Source organism: Jannaschia pohangensis (assembly GCF_900113875.1).
GTDB lineage: Bacteria > Pseudomonadota > Alphaproteobacteria > Rhodobacterales > Rhodobacteraceae > Jannaschia > Jannaschia pohangensis.
Map to the genome: position 1 here is coordinate 1,231,700 of NZ_FORA01000001.1, position 17,593 is coordinate 1,249,292.

Sequence of the window (17,593 nt, forward strand, 5' to 3'; positions counted from 1 at the left end):
CCCGGCCCGCGACGCGCCTAGGTCCTGGTCATGGAACATGCACTCATCATCGGGGCTTCGGGCGGCATCGGCGCGGCGCTGGCCGACCACCTGGCCCAAAGTCACAAGGTCACCCGCCTCAGCCGCAGCGCGGACGGCCTCGACATCACGGACCCTGCATCGGTCGCGCGGCACCTTGACGGCTTGGCGCCCGTCGACATCGCCTTCGTCGCGACTGGAATTCTGGCCCCCGACGGCGCGCAGCCGGAAAAGGCGCTCGATGCCATCGACGCGGGGGACATGGCGCGGACCTTTGCCGTCAACGCCATCGGGCCGGCCCTGCTGCTGGCTGGCCTTGCCCCGCATCTGACCGACACCGCGCGTGTCGGCGTGCTGACCGCGCGGGTCGGGTCGATCGGGGACAACCGGATGGGCGGTTGGTACAGCTACCGCGCCGCCAAGGCCGCCGCCAACCAGATCACCCATACCGCTGCCATCGAGATCGGACGCAAGCGCAAGCAGTCTGTCGTCGTCTCCCTCCATCCCGGCACGGTCGAGACGCCCTTCACCCAAGGCTACAAGGCCCCGAAGGTCAGCGCGTCCGAGGCCGCGGCCAATTTGGTCGGTGTTCTGACCGCGCTGACCCCCGCCGACACAGGTGGCTTTTTCGACTATGCCGGAGAAAGGATCGAATGGTGAGCGATCCGCGCCTGATCCTTGTCCTGGGCGACCAGCTTTCGATGGACCTGAGCGCCCTGCGCGAGGGCAACCGCGAACGAGACACCATCGTCATGGCCGAAGTGCAGGCCGAGACGGATTACGTCCCCCATCACCCGCGCAAGATCGCCTTTCTGTTCGCTGCCATGCGCAAGCATGCCGTCGCGCTCCGCAAGGACGGCTGGACGGTGCGCTACACCCCGCTCGACGATGTCGACAACACCCATTCCATTCCGGGCGAACTGCTCCGCGCCGCCGAGGCCATGGGCGCGACCGAGGCCATCGCGACGGAACCCGGCGAATTCCGCCTGATCGCGGCGCTGGAGGACGCACCGATCCCCGTTCACATGTTCCCCGACGACCGCTTTCTGGCCAGTCACGCCGACTTCGAGGCCTGGGCCGAAGGGCGCAAGGAACTGCGGATGGAATGGTTCTATCGCGACATGCGGCGCAAGACCGGCCTGTTGATGGACGGCGACAAGCCCGAGGGCGGCAAATGGAACTATGACCACGACAACCGCAAACCGCCCAAGGACGGCCTGAACCCGCCCGGCCCCCTGCGCCATGCGCCCGACAAGATCACCGAAGAGGCCATCGACCTGGTCCGGGCACGTTTCGGCAACCGCTATGGCAGTCTCGATGACTTCTGGTTTGCCACCGACCGAGAGGGGGCGCTGGCGTCGCTGGCTCATTTCGTGAAACACAGCCTGCCCACCTTCGGCGACTTTCAGGACGCCATGGTCAAGGGCGAGCCCTTCATGTTCCACGCCCTGCTGTCGCCCTATATCAACGCGGGTCTTCTTGGCTGGCGCGAGGTTTGCGAGGCGGCGGAGCAGGCGTGGAAGGACGGCGATGCCCCGCTCAATGCCGTCGAAGGCTTCATCCGCCAGATCATCGGCTGGCGCGAATACATCCGGGGCATCTATTTCCGCGAAGGACCAGACTATACGACCCGCAACGCCCTCGACCACAGCCGCGCCCTGCCCGAGTTCTACTGGACCGGGGACACCGACATGGCCTGCGTCTCCGAGGCGGTGACGACGACCATGGATCAGGCCTATGCCCACCACATCCAGCGCCTGATGGTGACGGGCAACTTCGCCCTGCTGGCCGGTCTCGACCCGCATCAGGTGCATGAATGGTACCTGGTGGTCTATGCCGATGCCTACGAATGGGTCGAGGCACCCAACGTGATCGGCATGTCTCAATTTGCGGACGGCGGGGTGGTCGGCTCCAAACCCTATGTCTCGGGCGGCAACTACATCAACAAGATGTCGGACTACTGCAAATCCTGCGCCTATTCGGTCAGCCAGAAGGTCGGGGACGGCGCCTGTCCCTTCAACATGCTCTATTGGCATTTCCTCGACCGGCATCGTGACCGGTTTTCCGACAACCCGCGGATGGCACAGATGTACAGCACCTGGGACAGGATGGACGAAGACCGCCGGGCCGAGGTGCTTGAGGGCGCGCAAAAGGTGCTCGATCGCCTGGATCAAGGCGCGCGCGTCTGATTTCACCGCCCATTTTCCACTGAGCGGCCTCAATTCCGCCCTGTAGCTGCGTCAGTTTCGATGCTGAGACTATCGAACACACCTCGTGTTGATGAGGAATGCGCCATGAAACTTGACCGTCTGATGATCAAGACCGTCACCCGCCTTGCCAAAGGCGGCGTCGCCGGTTTGCGTCAAACCGCCGGATCGAAGGCCGACGCGGCCGACGAAACGAAGCCGGAAAAGAAGAAGGACGACGACCTTCGCGGATCGGGAAGCTGGGCCAATGAATGGTCCGGAGCGCGCAATGCCCTGTCGCGGGCGAAATCCCGCGCCCTGCCCGGCAAGCAGAAGGAGGTGTCTCGCGTGGTGACAACCAAGCCGCGCGTGCAGTCGCGCGTCCTGCCCAATGCCGACCCGGTCCCCGAGGGGTCGGTCCACGTCAAGCCGCTGATGACGCCGATCCAGGCCAAGCTTTACAACTGGATCGCCGACCGGATCGAGGCCGAGGCGCCCGATTGCACCCTGCATGCCGGCGTGGCGGTTCAGGCCTTCCTGACCTCCGACATCGCGCATGAATTCCACGACCCGCTCAGCAATCTGATCGCCGATTATGTCGTGGCCGATGGTCATGGTCGGCCCCTGATGGCCCTGCTGCGCGACAACAAGGTAACGCCGACGCGGCATCTGATCATGATCGACGCCCTGCTGGACGCAAATGTGCCCATCGTCGACATCCCCGAACGGCCGAGCGCCAAGGGACTTTGGGCCGACATCTCGCGCCATCTTCCCAAGCACTGAGACGCGACGCCTTGCAAACAGGCCCTCGGGCTTGCGCGCGGGCGAACGATGTCCGGTCTTGCGCGGTGCGACCCCTTCGGCTAGCAAACCAGTGTCTCGCGGGAGGTCCGCGCGGCATTCAGAGTTTGCGGAGGTCGCAACCATGGCACAGGCCAAACCCCGGACGCTGTCCGTCTATATCGGACGTTTCCAACCCTTCCACGACGGTCACCTGTTCGTTCTGAAGTCCGCGCTTGCGGTCTCGGACGCGACGTTGATCCTGGTCGGGAGCGCGTATCGCCCGCGCAGCTACAAGAACCCCTTCACCTATGCCGAACGCCGGTCGTTCATCCGTGCGGCCCTGCCCCGGGGCGGCGTCGATGCGGCGCGCGTCCACATCAGTCCACTGGTGGACACGCTCTACAATGACCGGGCCTGGGCATCGAACGTGCGGATCGCTGTCAACACGCAGCTGGCCCAACTCGGGTGGGACCGGCAGACGACCGAGGTCCGCCTGATCGGGTTCGAAAAGGACATGTCGTCCGCCTATCTGCGCTGGTTCCCCGAATGGCAGACCGACGCGGCGGAACCCTATCTGGTGCGCGGCGAGGTGTTGAACGCGACCGCCCTTCGGGACGAGATCTTCTTTGGCGAAGGCCTGGAGTCGTCGGCCTGCACGGGCGAGGCGATTGCCACATGGCTGGCCGCCAACCCCGAGGCCGCCGATCTGGTCCGGCACGAGGGCGAATACGTGCGCGCCTATCGCGCCAAGGTCGCCGCGGCCGAAAGGGTCTTGGGCTATCCGATCCCGGCCAATGCCGCCGACGCGGTCGTGGTGAAATCCGGCCATGTCCTTCTGGTGGAGCGGCGCAACGCCCCCGGTCGCGGTCTCATGGCGTTACCCGGCGGGCACATCGGCCCGGACGAAACATCGCGCCAGGCCGTAGTGCGCGAACTCTATGAGGAAACGCATCTGTCGGTGCCGCGCCCCGTCATCGCCGCCTCGATCCGTGCGTCGCGGGTGTTCGACCACCCCGACCGGTCCGAACGCGGATGGGTCCGGACCGAGGCCTTCCTGATCGAGCTGGACGCCAAGCCGGGCCAACTCGACCGGATCAAGGGAGGCGACGATGCCGCCCGCGCCATCTGGATGCCCATTGCCGAGATCACGCCCGAAACGATGTTCGAGGACCATTTCGACATCCTTCAGGACCTGATCCCCGACATTCCCTTTGCCTACCGCTCGGTGCTGATGGCGCAAAGCTGACGCATCTGCCCCGAGCGGCAGTCAAGACCCGGAGGCGGGAGGTCCGCCACCGGTATCCCCGTCCATTCGCCAAGGAGGCCCGGACAATGAAAGACCAAGCAACCCCCTTCGTGCCGCAGGCATTCATGCCCGCCATCAACCCGATCGCCGATTGCGATAGCTACAAGCTGTCCCACGGGGCGCAATACCCCGAAGGCACGACTCACATCTCCAGCTATGCCGAGGCGCGAAAGGCCTGGGACGGGATCGAAGATGTGGTGTTCTTCGGCCTTCAGGCGGAACTTCTGAAACTGGCCGGTCAGGCCGTGACCCTGCCCATGGTCGAGGAGGGGGCGGAGATGGCCGCCGCCCACGGCCTGCCCTTCGACCGCGCCATGTGGACCCGGGTGGCGACCGATCTGGGCGGCCGCCTGCCGGTACGTATCGACGCCCTGCCCGAAGGCACCGTCGCCCTCGTGGGCGTGCCGCTGTTCCGGGTGACCAACACGCAACCGGGCTTTGCCGCGTTGACTTCGTTCCTGGAGACCCGCCTGCTGCGCGCCACCTGGTACGGCACCACCGTGGCCAGCCTGTCGCGGCACGTCATGGGCGAGATCCGTACCCGGTTGATCCGCACCGACGGCAGCGACGACGGTCTGCCCTTCAAGCTGCACGACTTCGGCGCGCGGGGTGTCAGCAGCCTCGAGTCGGCGGCCATCGGCGGCGCGGCGCACCTTGTGTCGTCCATGGGCACCGACACGTTTCCGGCGCTGATGCTGGCGCGCAAGGTTTACGGCGCCGACATGGCAGGCTTCTCGATCCCTGCGACCGAGCACAGCGTGATGACCGCCCTGGGCGAAGCCGGAGAAGTGCAGCAGATGGAGCGGTTGCTCGACGCCAATCCGACCGGCCTCGTGGCCTGCGTGTCCGACAGCTATGACCTGTTCCGCGCCATCCGCGATTATTGGGGCGGGTCGCTGCGCGACAAGGTGCTGGCCCGTGACGGCGTTCTGGTGGTGCGCCCCGACAGCGGCGACCCGATGGAGATCGTGCCGCAGACCATCGAGGCGCTGATGACCGTCTTCGGGTCCGGGATGACGCCGCAGGGCTTCCGCCTGCTCAACCCGAAGGTACGGGTGATCCAGGGGGACGGCATCGACCGGCACTCGATCATCCGGATCATGGACCGCATGATCGAGCGGGGCCTCGCCATCGGCAACATCGCCTTCGGCATGGGCGGCGGTTTGCTGCAACAGGTGAACCGGGATTGCTTCGGCTTCTCGATGAAGGCCTCGGCCATCCGCATCGGCGGTGGCGACTGGCAGCCGATCTTCAAGGATCCGGTGACGGCGGGCGGGGCCAAGCGGTCGAAGAAGGGGGTGCAGGGCACCTTCGTCAGCGACAGCGGCAAGATGGTCGCACGCCCGGCCGCCAACATCCCGCCGGGCGCGGATGCCCTCTTGCCGGTGTTCGAGGATGGTCGGCTGTTGCGCGTCCAGACCTTCGATCAGATCCGGGCACGGGCGCGTCTGACCTGAATCGAAAAGACCAAGGCCCGCGGCATCCCTGCCGCGGGCCTTGTTGATGTCTCAAATCTGGTCGGTGTCAGCCGTCGCTGCCGGCCGGGACGGGTGTCGAAGGCTCGGCCGCGCCTTCGGCGGCGGCGGGGCTTGCGGTTCCGACCGCGCGTTCGGCCAGGTCGCCGTTTTCCCACCGACCGGTTTCCACTTCGCCCGTGGCATAGCGCATGGTGCCCGGCCCCTCGCGACGACCGCCCCGGAACGACCCTTCGTAGATGTCGCCATTGGCATAGGTCGCGGTCCCTTCGCCGTCGATCTGACCGCCGATCCAGCCGCCAGTATATGAAAAGCCGTCGGCCATGGTGATCGACCCCATGCCCTCGCGCTGACCGGCGATGAAGCCGCCCTCATAGACGGTGCCGTCGGCATAGGTCGCCTTGCCCTGCCCGTGGCGCAGCCCGTCCTGCCATTCGCCTTCATAGCGGTAGCCATCCGAGAACGTCATCACGCCGAAGCCATGGTTCTGCGCGTTCAGGAAGCCGCCTTCATAGACCAGCCCGTTGGGATAGGTGGCGCGGCCCTCGCCGTTGATGACTCCCTCGCTCCAGCCGCCTTCATAGGTCGCGCCGTCGACATAGGTGATCTTACCCTGACCGTCGGCCAGATCGTCCTTGAACGTGCCCACATAGACCGAGCCGTCGGGATAGGTGACCTGACCATCGCCCTCAATCCGGCCCTCGACCCAGGCGCCGACATAGACATAGCCGTTGGTGCCGGTGAACGTGCCCTGGCCATGGCGCAGGTCGTTGTCGAAGGACCCTTCGTAAGTGTCGCCGTTGGCATAGACCACGCGGCCCTCGCCCTGGCGCTTGCCGCCCGACAGGCTGCCTTCATAGACGTCACCGTTGGCCTGCGTCAGCACGCCCTCGCCGTTCATCTGGCCGTTTTCCCAGGTGCCCGCATAGGTCAGGCCATCGGGCGTGCGCAACGTGCCGACACCCGAGCGGACGTTGTCGGACATGCCGCCTTCGTAGGTGGAACCGTCGGGATAGGTGATCCGCCCCTCGCCCTGCTTGACGCCCTGGACCCAGCCACCTTCGTAGCGATAGCCGTTCGGGGCTTCCATGATACCCTGGCCGTCGTGGATCGCATTGGTGAACGCGCCGGTGTACCGGGTGCCGTTGGCATAATCGGCCACGCCCTCGCCCTGGATGGCGCCGTCGACCCAATTGCCGGTATAGGTCGCCCCGTCGGCAAAGGTGATCGTGCCCTTGCCATTGGGCTCGCCCTTTTCGAACTCGCCCTCATAGACCGAGCCGTCGGCGAACTCCGCGCGGCCCAGGCCCAGGATCTCTCCCTCGACCCATTGGCCGGTGTAGGTATAGCCCGATGGCAAGGTATATGTTCCGGTGCCATGCTGGACCCCGTCGCGGAACGTGCCCTCATAGACACCGCCACCTTCGTATTGCTTGGTGACAACCTCTTGTGCGCCGGCCTGCCCCGCCAGCACCAACAGGACACTCGCCCCGATCAGCCACTTCATCCGCTCGCCCCCTTTGGGATTGTCGATTGCCGCGAAGGCTATGCAAATCAGGCCTTCAGAGCAACGAGAGAACACAAAAGGGGATCGAAATATGGCAGACGGGCGACAGATTGCCGTCCTTTCCCCCGGCGCGCGGGCGCGCTAGGGGAAACCGAATGCCGCCCACGCCTGCCCCGGAGAGCCTGATGTCCGCCACGTTCCACCTGACCATGGCCCAGTTGAACCCCGTGATGGGCGATCTCGAGGGGAATGCGGACAAGGCCCGCGCCGCCTGGACCACGGCCCGCGATGCGGGCGCCGACATGGTCGCCTTGCCCGAGATGTTCCTGACCGGGTACCAGCCGCAGGACCTGATCCGCAAACCCGCCTTCGTCGCCCATGCCCGTGCCGTCCTGAACCGTCTGGTGGCCGATTGCGCCGATGGCCCGGCCCTTGGCATCGGCCTGGCCGCCTGGCCCGAAGGCAGGGACAAGCCTTTCAACGTCTGGGTCGTGGCACACCAGGGCCGGATCGTCGCCGAGGTGCGCAAACATCACCTGCCGAACTACAAGGTATTCGACGAAAAGCGGAATTTCACGTCCGGCGACATTTCAGGCCCCTATACCATCGGGCCGGTCCGCATCGGCACGCCGATCTGCGAGGATGCCTGGTTCGACGACGTGGCCGAGACGCTGGCCGAAACGGGCGCCGAAATCCTGCTGGTGCCCAATGGCTCGCCGTATTTTCGCGGCAAGCAGGACGTGCGCTATGGCCATATGGTCGCCCGCACGGTCGAGACCGGCCTGCCGCTGGTCTACCTCAACATGGTAGGCGGGCAGGACGATCAGATCTTCGACGGCTCGTCCTTCGTGCTGAACCCGCCGGGGTCGCTGACCCACCATCTGCCGTCCTTTGAAGAGGCGATCGTCCATGTCCATTTCGAGCAGACGGACGACGGCTGGCGGGCGCAACCGGGCGACCGCGTCACACAGCCGCAGGGGGCCGGAGCGGATTACCAGGCCATGGTGCTGGCCCTGCGCGACTACATGGCCAAGGCCGGGTTCTCCAAGGCGATCCTGGGGCTGTCGGGCGGTGTCGATTCGGCGATTGTCGCGGCCATCGCGGTCGACGCCCTGGGGCCTGACAACGTGCACTGCCTGATGCTGCCCTCGGAATACACCTCCGACCATTCGCTGGAAGACGCGCGCGGCGTTGCCGACCGTCTGGGCTGCCGTCTCGACACGTTGCTGATTTCGGGGCCGCGCGCGGCGGTGACCGAAGCCCTTGGTCCGTTGTTTGCCGGAACGACGCCGGACCTGACCGAGGAAAACATCCAGTCGCGCCTGCGCGGCCTGCTTCTGATGGCGATGTCCAACAAGTTCGGCGCGATGCTGCTGACCACGGGCAACAAGTCCGAGGTCGCGGTCGGCTATGCCACGATCTATGGCGACATGGCGGGCGGCTACAATCCGATCAAGGACCTCTACAAGATGCAGGTCTTCGAGGCCTGCCGCTGGCGCAACGCCAACTTCGTCGACGGTTTCCTGGGACCAAGGGGCGAGGTGATGCCCGAGCGTGTCGTCGACAAGCCCCCGTCCGCCGAGCTGCGCGCCGATCAGAAGGACGAGGACAGCCTGCCGCCCTATCCCGTGCTCGACGACATTCTGGAACGGCTGATCGATCTGGACCAGTCGGTGCCCGAAGTCGTCGCCGCAGGCCACGACCACGATGTCGTCAAACACGTCGAGCGGTTGATCTATCTCAGCGAATACAAGCGCTTCCAATCGGCGCCCGGCGCACGCCTGACGCAAAGGGCCTTCTGGCTCGACCGGCGTTATCCCATCGTGAACCGCTGGCGCGACCCGGGCTAGGGCGGCTATCACCGAACCGCGTCTTGCAGACACCACCGGGCTTTCAGGAGGCCAGACATGAGCATCTTCCACCTCGCCTACAACGTGACCGACCTGGACCGCGCCCGCGCCTTCTATGGCGACAGGCTTGGCTGCACCGAGGGGCGGTCGACCGACACCTGGGTCGATTTCGATTTCTTCGGCCACCAGATCAGCCTTCACCTTGGCAAACCCTTCGACCACGCGCCGACCGGCAAGGTGGGCGATCAGATGGTGCCGATGCCGCATCTGGGCGTGGTGCTGGACCTCGATGATTGGACCGCCCTTGCCGAACGCCTCAAGGCGGCGGGACAGGATTTCGTGCTGGACCCGATGATCCGATTCAAGGGCGAACCCGGAGAGCAGGCGACCATGTTCCTGCTGGACCCCTGCGGCAACCCGATAGAGATCAAGGGCATGGCCGATGTGAAACGGCAGGCCTTCGCCAGATGACGCGGATCCTGTTTGCGGCCTCGGCCAAGACCTGGACCGAATACCGTGATCTTCTGCCCGCCGCCCTGGCGGCGCGGTCCGTCGCGCACGAGATCCTGACGCTCGACGATGCCCCCGACCCGACCGGGATCGACTGGATCGTTTATGCCCCAAGTTGCCCGCTTCAGGATTTCTCGGGGTTTTCCCGGCTGAAAGGCGTGCTGAGCCTTTGGGCCGGTGTCGAACTGGTCGAAGGCAATCGCACCCTGACCGCCCCCCTGGCCCGCATGGTGGATTCCGGGCTGACGCAGGGCATGGTCGAATGGGTGACGGGCCACGTCCTGCGCCATCACCTCGGGATGGATGCCCATATCGCCAAGACCGGGTGGACCCCCGTCGCCCCCCCGCTGGCCGCCGACCGGCCGGTTGCGATCCTGGGCCTGGGCGCGCTCGGATCGGCCTGTGCGTCGGTTCTGGCCGGGCTCGGCTTTCCCGTCACCGGCTGGTCGCGCAGCCCGCGCAACATATCCGGCGTAACGAGTGTCACGGGCGATGACGGCCTGCGCACCGCCTTGCAGGGGGCGGACATCACCGTTCTGCTGACACCGCTGACCCGCTCGACCGAAAGCTTGATGAACGCGCGAACGCTCGGCTGGATGCCCGACGGCGCGGTGCTTTTGAACCCCGGACGGGGCGCTCTGGTGGATGACGCGGCCCTTCTGGCCGAATTGCCCCGCCTTGGCCACGCCACGCTCGACACCTTTCGGGTGGAACCCCTGCCCGGCGACCATCCCTTCTGGACCCACCCCAAGGTGACCATCACGCCGCATATCGCCTCGGCCACGCGGCCCGCGACGGCCGCCGGGGTGATTGCCGAAAACATCCGGCGCGGCGAGGCGGGTGAGCCGTTGCTGCACCTGGTCGACCGAACGGAGGCCCTGCAATGACACATCGTCTGACCCCCCTTGTGGCATCGCTTCCCGCGACTGTCCCCTTCGTCGGGCCCGAGACGCAGGAGCGCGCCCGGGGCGGCCCCTTCATCGCGCGCCTGGGCGCCAACGAGAGCGGGTTCGGCCCGTCACCCCGGGCCCGGGCCGCCATCGCGGCGGCGGCGGATGAGGCCTGGATGTACGGCGACCCCGAAGCCCATGACCTGCGCCACGCGCTGGCCGCGCATCATGGCATTCCGGCCAGTTGCATCCTGCCCGGCGAGGGGATCGACGGATTGCTCGGCTACCTCGTGCGGCTGCTGGTCGGCCCCGGCGATGCGGTCGTCACGTCGCAGGGCGGCTATCCGACGCTGAACTACCACGTGGCGGGCTTCGGCGGGGCGCTGCACACCGTGCCCTACCGGGGCGATCACGAAGACATCGACGGCCTTCTGGCCAAGGCGCGGGAGGTGGGGGCCAAGCTTGTCTACCTCGCAAACCCCGACAACCCGATGGGCAGCTGGCACGGGGCCGATGCCGTCCAGCGGATGATCGACGGCCTGCCCGAAGGCACGCTGCTCTGCCTGGATGAAGCCTATGCCGATCTTGCCCCCGCCAGGGTCATCCCGCCGCTGGACCCGGCGGATGGGCGGGTGATCCGGATGCGCACGTTCTCCAAGGCGCATGGCCTGGCCGGGCTGCGGGTCGGCTATGCCATCGGCCACCCGGAGCTGATCGCCGCCTTCGACCGGGTGCGCAATCACTTCGGTCTGGGCCGGGTCGCACAGGCGGCGGCACTGGCCGCCCTCGCCGATCAGGACTGGATGGCGCAGGTCGTGGGACACGTCGCCCGGTCGCGCGACACCATTGCCGAGATCGCCCGCGACTGCGGCCTCACGCCCCTGCCCTCGGCCACGAATTTCGTCGCAGTCGATTGCGGGGGCGACGGCGCAAGGGGGCGCGCGGTCCTGCAAGGCCTGCTGAGCGAAGGGGTCTTCGTCCGCATGCCGGGGGTTGCGCCCCTCGATCGCTGCATCCGGATTTCCTGCGGACCCGAGGCCGAGATGTCCATCCTGCGCCGGGCCTTGCCCGCGGCCCTTGCGGGATAGTGCCGCATCGCCGGACCGGGTCTTTCCCGTTGCGCAGAATTGAGTAATATCATCGCCACGCGGGAGTTTTGGCGATGAATGAAGGGCCGTTCAGCCGGGTCGAAGACTACACCAATGCGTTTCTCGGCGCGTTTTACCTGTCGCTGGTGACGGGGCTTGTCGTTGTCTGGGGCATCTGGGGCTATGCGGTCGCGCTGCTGATCTGCGCCGCACTCCACGGGGCGATCCACCATTTCGGTCGGAAACGCGCAGAGGCCGCGGCGGCATGGGAGGCGCGCGTGGCGGCCGCAATCGCGCGCCACCACAGCCGTCGAGATGATCGGGACGTCTAGTTCGTCTGGCCCAGCTGACCCGCACGGGTCAGGCCGCGCAGGCGGTCTGCGGGATCGCTTTCCGCCGCGGATGCCACACGCGTCGTCGGGCCACTCGGCACGCTCGGCACGCTGATCGGGCTGAGCCTTGCATCCGTGATCTCTTCGGGCGTGACGGGCGCATAGATCACCGCTTCATTCGAGACCGGCGATGACGACGATGCATTAAAGACCAGCTCGTCCCCGGAGTGGGTGACCGAGGCCACCTCCGACAAGGATCTGTCGGTGCCCGAGGCATCCATGCGAGCATGGACCTGTATCCACGTCGACAAGACGGGCACCCACATCACGGCCATTGCGATGCAAGCCGCAGTGGTGCGCAAGCGGGCGGATCGAAACACGATGACCGGCAAGGCGATCGCGGCAGACGGCTTATCAGTCGCTTGGTTCAAGACGACATCCCCTGTGTTCCGGCCCACGGTGATGTCACCGCAAGACCCCAGAATTCAGCCCCCTGACTTCTGCCCCTGTTAGGCCCGATCATCTGGGCAACTTTGAGGCAACTTTTAGGCATCCGGACTATGTGACGCTACGTCAGAACACGAAATCGTCGAAAGATCAGCGTCCTGCGATGCGTTTTGCGGCGGCGGCGAGGCCACCCTGGCCATAGGGCAGGTCCAGTGCGGCAAGGCCTGCCTCGATTGCGCCCAATGTTCCCATCATGGAATGGCCCGATACGTGCCCCATGTGGCCCACCCGAAAGAAGCCGTCCCAGGCCGGATCACCCATTGGGGCCATGCCCAGACCGATGCCAAGGGTCAGGCCGACCTGCTTTTCGACCCACGTGCGCAGGCGCGTGCCATGTTCGGGCAGACGCACGGAGGTGACGGCGTTGCTGCGGTGCGCGGGGTTGCGGACATTCAGCTCCAGCCCGCCGGGCGCTTCCCAGGCCTCGAAGGCGGCGTGCAGGGCACCGGCAAGCGTCGCATGGCGGGCCCAGACGTTCTCGACCCCCTCTTCGTGGACGATCATGTCCAGCGCCTCGCGCAGGCCGAAGAGATGGTGGGTCGGGCCGGTGCCCTGGAAATAGCGAAAGTAGACCTCGGGGTTCGTGCGCGGCCGCCAGTCCCAATAAAAGGTAGCCAGGTCCGACCGGTCGCGCGCGGCGGCGGCGCGGTCGTTGTAGAAGACGAAGGCCATGCCCGCCGGGGTCATGAGCCCCTTCTGGCAGCCCGCGAAGGCGACATCGACACCCCAATCATCCATCCGCATCTCGTCGCAGCCGAGCGAGGCCATGCAATCGGCCTGAAGCAGGGCGGGATGGCCCGCCGCATCCATCTCGGCGCGGATCGCCTTGAGATCGGCCTTGAGCGACGACGAAGTGTCGACATGCACACAAAGGACGGACTTGATCTCGTGGGCCTTGTCGTCGCGCAGACGCTGACCGATGGCGGCCGGGTCCATCGCCGTGCGATTGCCGAAGTCCAGCATTTCCACCCGGATGCCCATGCAGCGCGCCACCTCGGCCCAACCGTCCGCAAAACTGCCCGTCCGCGGCACCAGCACAAGATCGCCGCGCGCATGGGTGTTGGCCAGCGACGCTTCCCACGAGGCATGGCCGTTTCCGATATAGATCGTGGCGTTGTGCGCCGTCTGCGCCACCGCTTTCAGATCGGGAATCAGCGAATGCGTCAGGTCCACCAGAGGCCCCTGATAGATGTTGGGCGAAGGTCGGTGCATGGCGCGCAGAACGCGGTCGGGAATGATGGACGGGCCGGGAATGGCGAGGGTCTGCGGACCGTTGGCAAGCGTCATGGGAACTCCTGGGGCAATCGCGACTTGGCTACGCGCGGCCCGCGGGGGCGTCAACGCGCTGCGTGATCGCGCAAGGGGGCTTGGCGCGGGCGCAGGCATGGTTATCTGTGTCTCATGACGCGCGTGATCCTCCGAGTGTCCGGCACCGACCGGGCGAAATTTCTCCATGGCCTGCTGACGCGGGACGTGCCCGAGACGGGTCTGGGCTATGCCGCCCTGCTGTCGCCGCAAGGCAAGTATCTGGCCGATTTCCTCACGTTTCAGGACGGCGATGCCTGCTACCTCGATGTCGACGCCGGTCTGGCCCCCGGTCTGGTGCAGCGGCTTGGCATGTACCGCCTGCGGGCGGCGGTCGCCATCGACGACAGCGGGATGAGCGTCGCGCGGGGTTTGGGCGATGCGCCGGACGGGGCCCTGCCCGATCCGCGCCCCGGCATGGGCTGGCGGCACTATGGCGCAACCGGAGAGACCGGCGATTTCGACGCGGCCCGGGTCGAACACCTGATCCCCGAAAGCGGCATCGAACTGATCCCGAACGAAAGCTACATCCTGGAAATGGGCTTCGAGCGTCTGGGCGGCGTCGATTTCCGCAAGGGCTGCTATGTCGGGCAGGAAGTCACCGCCCGCATGAAGCACAAGACCGAGCTGCGCAAAGGTCTGGGCCGGGTGCAGGGGGCCGTGGCACAGGGTGCGGCGATCACCTCGGGCGGCAAACCCGTGGGCACGGTCCACACCGTCTCGGGCGACCGCGCGCTGGCCTATCTGCGCTTCGATCGGGCCGAGGGGATGGAGACAGCGGCGGGACCCGTCCACCTGGCCTGAGCGTGATACGTCGCATGACGGATCGTCGTTGGCCATTTGGCACGCCTTTCGCCAGCTTGCCCGAAACGCCCGTTGACAAGGATCCGCCATGACAGTCGTCAGCCGCATCGCCGCCTTTGCCGATCACGACCGGGGCGGAAACCCCGCCGGTGTCGCCCTCGCCGATCACCTGCCCGACGCCGCCACGATGCAGGCCATCGCCCGCGACATCGGCTATTCCGAGACGGTCTTTGCCGCGCCAATCGGCGACCGCTGGATCACGCGCTATTATTCGCCCGAAGCAGAGGTCGCGTTCTGCGGCCATGCCACCATCGCCTTGGGCGCGGAACTGGGCGCGCGGTTCGGCGCCGGAACCTATGCCCTGTCGCTGAGCGGCGGCAACATCACGGTGACGGCCCGCGCGGTGGACGGGGACTGGGAGGCTGAACTGACCTCGCCGCCCACATGGTCGCGACCGCTGGACTCGGCGCTTCTCTCCGAGGTGCTGGACCTCTTTTCGCTGCTACCTGACGATCTTGACTCCGCGCTGCCCCCGACATTGGCGCACGCGGGGGTTCAACACGCCGTCGTGCTGCTGCGCGACCGGGCGCGGCTGGCGACGATGGACTACGACCTCGCGGCGGGGCGCGACCTGATGGCAGCCCATGACCTGACCACGATCAGCCTTCTGCACAGGACATCCGACACCGAATTCGCCGCCCGCAATGCCTTTGCCATCGGCGGCGTTCTGGAAGACCCGGCAACGGGTGCTGCGGCGGCGGCGCTTGCGGGCGCGCTGGTCGATCTGGACTGGCCCGCCCTGCGTGGGGGCGGCACCTTCACCATCCGCCAGGGCGAGGATATGGGCGCGCCGTCCCGCCTGACCGTGACCACAAGCGACACGCCCGGGGCGCCGGTCCGCGTCGCGGGGCGCACCCGACCCCTCTGATCGCGCCACGGGGTTTGCCGTCCGGCTCGCAAGGCCCTACCTAAGGCCAGACCCAGATCACACGAGGCCCACATGACCCTGCTTTTCGATGCCAACGCCACCACCGGGGGCGAGCCGCTCGGCAATCTGCCCGACTGGAACCTCGACGACCTCTATACCGCCGAGGATGCGCCGGAACTGACGCGGGACCTCACCTGGCTCGAAGCGGAATGCGCGGCCTATGCCGGCGACTACGAGGGCAAGCTGGCGGGCCTTTCGGCGAACGACATGCTGACCGCCATCACCCGCAACGAGAAGATCGACGAGATCGCGGGCCGCATCATGTCCTTCGCGGGCCTGCGCTATTACCAGCAGACGACGAACGGCGACCGCGCCAAGTTCATGTCCGACATGCAGGACAAGATCACCACCTTCACCACGCCGCTGGTGTTCTTCAGCCTGGAGTTCAACCGGATCGACGATGCGGTCTATGAAGGCTGGATGGCGGCCAGCGCCGACCTCGCCCGCTATCGCCCGGCCCTCGACCGGCTGCGCGCGATGAAGCCCTACCAGTTGTCCGACGAGCTTGAGAAATACCTGCACGACACCTCGGTCGTGGGCGCCTCTGCCTGGAACAAGCTCTTTGACGAGACGGTCGCGGGGCTGACGTTCGACATCGACGGCGAGGAGTTGGGGATCGAGGCGACCCTGAACCTTCTGACCGACCCCGACCGTTCCCGCCGCGAGGCCGGGGCGCGCGCCGTGGCGGACGTGTTCGGCCGCAACATCCGCACCTTCGCCCGGGTCCACAACACCCTCGCCAAGGAGAAGGAGATCGATGACCGGTGGCGCGGCCTCCCCACGCCGCAAGCCGGCCGCCATCTGGCCAACCATGTGGAGCCCGAGGTGGTCGAGGCGCTGCGCAACGCCGTGGTCGCCGCCTATCCGCGCCTGTCGCACCGCTACTACAAGCTCAAGGCCAAGTGGCTTGGCCTCGACAAGCTTCAGGTCTGGGACCGCAACGCCCCCCTGCCGATGGAAGAGACCCGCACCATCGGCTGGACCGAAGCGCGCAAGACCGTGATGGATGCCTATGCCGGTTTCGACCCCGAAATGGCCCGCATCGCCGAGCCGTTCTTCGACAAGGGCTGGATCGATGCGGGCGTGAAGCCGGGCAAGGCGCCGGGTGCCTTCGCCCATCCGACCGTGACGACCGTCCACCCGTATGTGATGCTCAACTATCTGGGCAAACCGCGCGACGTCATGACGCTGGCTCACGAACTGGGCCACGGCGTGCATCAGGTTCTGGCCGCCGGTCAGGGCGAGATGCTGTCGTCCACACCGCTCACCCTGGCCGAAACGGCGTCGGTCTTCGGCGAGATGCTGACCTTCCGGGCTATGTTGGAAGGGGCGAAGGACGACGCACAGCGCAAGGTGATGCTGGCGGGCAAGGTCGAAGACATGATCAACACGGTCGTCCGCCAGATCGCCTTCTATGATTTCGAGTGCAAGCTCCACGCCGCCCGCCGCGAAGGGGAGCTGACGCCCGACACCATCGACGCGCTCTGGATGTCGGTGCAGGCCGAAAGCCTGGGGCCGGTGTTCGAGTTCATGGAGGGCTATGAACATTTCTGGGCCTATATCCCGCACTTCGTCCACTCGCCCTTCTACGTCTACGCCTATGCCTTCGGCGACGGCTTGGTGAATGCCCTCTACGCGGCCTACGTGGACCAGCCGGAGGGCTTCCAGGAGAAGTATTTCGACATGCTGAAGGCCGGCGGCTCCAAGCACCACAAGGAGCTTCTGGCCCCCTTCGGCCTCGACGCCAGCGACCCCGCCTTCTGGGACAAGGGGTTGAGCATGATCGAAGGCTTCATCGACGAGCTGGAGGCGATGGAGGGGTGAGCATTCCCTCCGCCATGTCCGGTTGGACGATGACGGGACATGGCGGCCCCGAAAAGCCGGTCTGGCGCGACGACCTGCCGGTGCCAGCCGTCTATTGTTCGTTGTCGCGCGGGACAAATGTTGGAAGCGGGGTGGGTCGCGCGCTCTTCTGGCCGCGCTTTGCATATTTGCTTTGGTACTCACGTCGCTGTTTCGCGACGTCCTAGAGCACGATCCCGGA

At 66.2% G+C, this 17,593-nt stretch carries 16 protein-coding genes; 13 read left to right on the top strand and 3 right to left on the bottom strand.

The window, feature by feature from the left end:
- Positions 1-30 precede the first annotated feature (30 nt).
- From BM002_RS06185 to BM002_RS06205, 5 genes are all read left to right on the top strand, one after another.
- Positions 31-678, top strand: coding sequence for an SDR family NAD(P)-dependent oxidoreductase (locus BM002_RS06185; RefSeq protein ID WP_092778270.1), 648 nt, complete (start codon positions 31-33; stop codon positions 676-678).
- Complete coding sequence (locus BM002_RS06190) at positions 675-2,207, top strand: cryptochrome/photolyase family protein (protein ID WP_425431827.1); 1,533 nt, start codon at positions 675-677, stop codon at positions 2,205-2,207. The genes BM002_RS06185 and BM002_RS06190 overlap by 4 nt, the downstream gene beginning before the upstream one ends.
- Positions 2,208-2,312: 105 nt before the next feature.
- Complete coding sequence (locus tag BM002_RS06195) at positions 2,313-2,987, top strand: hypothetical protein (protein ID WP_092778274.1); 675 nt, start codon at positions 2,313-2,315, stop codon at positions 2,985-2,987.
- Between the two features lie 142 nt (positions 2,988-3,129).
- Positions 3,130-4,233, top strand: coding sequence for an NUDIX domain-containing protein (locus BM002_RS06200; RefSeq protein ID WP_092778276.1), 1,104 nt, complete (start codon positions 3,130-3,132; stop codon positions 4,231-4,233).
- 86 nt (positions 4,234-4,319) lie between these two features.
- Positions 4,320-5,750, top strand: a complete 1,431-nt coding sequence (locus BM002_RS06205) for a nicotinate phosphoribosyltransferase (RefSeq protein WP_245749143.1) — start codon at positions 4,320-4,322, stop codon at positions 5,748-5,750.
- Positions 5,751-5,817: 67 nt separating this feature from the next.
- Here BM002_RS06205 and BM002_RS06210 read toward each other — a convergent pair whose 3' ends face one another.
- Entirely contained in the window at positions 5,818-7,275 is a 1,458-nt protein-coding gene (locus tag BM002_RS06210) for an MORN repeat-containing protein (RefSeq protein WP_092778278.1), read from the bottom strand.
- 185 nt (positions 7,276-7,460) lie between these two features.
- Here BM002_RS06210 and BM002_RS06215 point away from each other — a divergent pair, with 185 nt between their 5' ends.
- From BM002_RS06215 to BM002_RS06235, 5 genes are all read left to right on the top strand, one after another.
- Complete coding sequence (locus tag BM002_RS06215) at positions 7,461-9,125, top strand: NAD+ synthase (RefSeq protein ID WP_092778870.1); 1,665 nt, start codon at positions 7,461-7,463, stop codon at positions 9,123-9,125.
- A 57-nt stretch (positions 9,126-9,182) separates the two neighbouring features.
- Positions 9,183-9,596 (top strand): VOC family protein, encoded by a 414-nt coding sequence (locus tag BM002_RS06220; protein ID WP_092778280.1) that lies wholly within the window; start codon positions 9,183-9,185, stop codon positions 9,594-9,596.
- Entirely contained in the window at positions 9,593-10,522 is a 930-nt protein-coding gene (locus BM002_RS06225; protein ID WP_092778282.1) for a 2-hydroxyacid dehydrogenase, read from the top strand. Before BM002_RS06220 ends, BM002_RS06225 begins: the two co-directional genes overlap by 4 nt.
- Positions 10,519-11,613 (top strand): pyridoxal phosphate-dependent aminotransferase, encoded by a 1,095-nt coding sequence (locus BM002_RS06230; protein ID WP_092778284.1) that lies wholly within the window; start codon positions 10,519-10,521, stop codon positions 11,611-11,613. Before BM002_RS06225 ends, BM002_RS06230 begins: the two co-directional genes overlap by 4 nt.
- 74 nt (positions 11,614-11,687) lie before the next feature.
- Positions 11,688-11,945 (top strand): hypothetical protein, encoded by a 258-nt coding sequence (locus tag BM002_RS06235; RefSeq protein WP_092778286.1) that lies wholly within the window; start codon positions 11,688-11,690, stop codon positions 11,943-11,945.
- Here BM002_RS06235 and BM002_RS06240 read toward each other — a convergent pair.
- A complete protein-coding gene (locus BM002_RS06240; protein WP_217641148.1) occupies positions 11,942-12,271 on the bottom strand; it encodes a hypothetical protein in 330 nt (109 codons plus the stop codon). The genes BM002_RS06235 and BM002_RS06240 overlap by 4 nt on opposite strands.
- A 271-nt stretch (positions 12,272-12,542) precedes the next feature.
- Positions 12,543-13,739, bottom strand: coding sequence for a pyridoxal-phosphate-dependent aminotransferase family protein (locus tag BM002_RS06250; RefSeq protein WP_092778292.1), 1,197 nt, complete (start codon positions 13,737-13,739; stop codon positions 12,543-12,545).
- A 114-nt stretch (positions 13,740-13,853) separates the two neighbouring features.
- Between BM002_RS06250 and ygfZ the strand changes: the two genes are divergently transcribed.
- The 3 genes from ygfZ to BM002_RS06265 all read left to right on the top strand — a co-directional run bounded on the left by ygfZ (position 13,854) and on the right by BM002_RS06265 (position 17,373).
- Positions 13,854-14,561, top strand: coding sequence for a CAF17-like 4Fe-4S cluster assembly/insertion protein YgfZ (gene ygfZ, locus BM002_RS06255; protein ID WP_092778294.1), 708 nt, complete (start codon positions 13,854-13,856; stop codon positions 14,559-14,561).
- An 88-nt stretch (positions 14,562-14,649) separates the two neighbouring features.
- Positions 14,650-15,489, top strand: a complete 840-nt coding sequence (locus BM002_RS06260) for a PhzF family phenazine biosynthesis protein (RefSeq protein ID WP_092778296.1) — start codon at positions 14,650-14,652, stop codon at positions 15,487-15,489.
- Between the two features lie 72 nt (positions 15,490-15,561).
- Positions 15,562-17,373 (top strand): M3 family oligoendopeptidase, encoded by a 1,812-nt coding sequence (locus BM002_RS06265; protein WP_092778298.1) that lies wholly within the window; start codon positions 15,562-15,564, stop codon positions 17,371-17,373.
- The last annotated feature ends 220 nt before the right edge of the window (positions 17,374-17,593 follow it).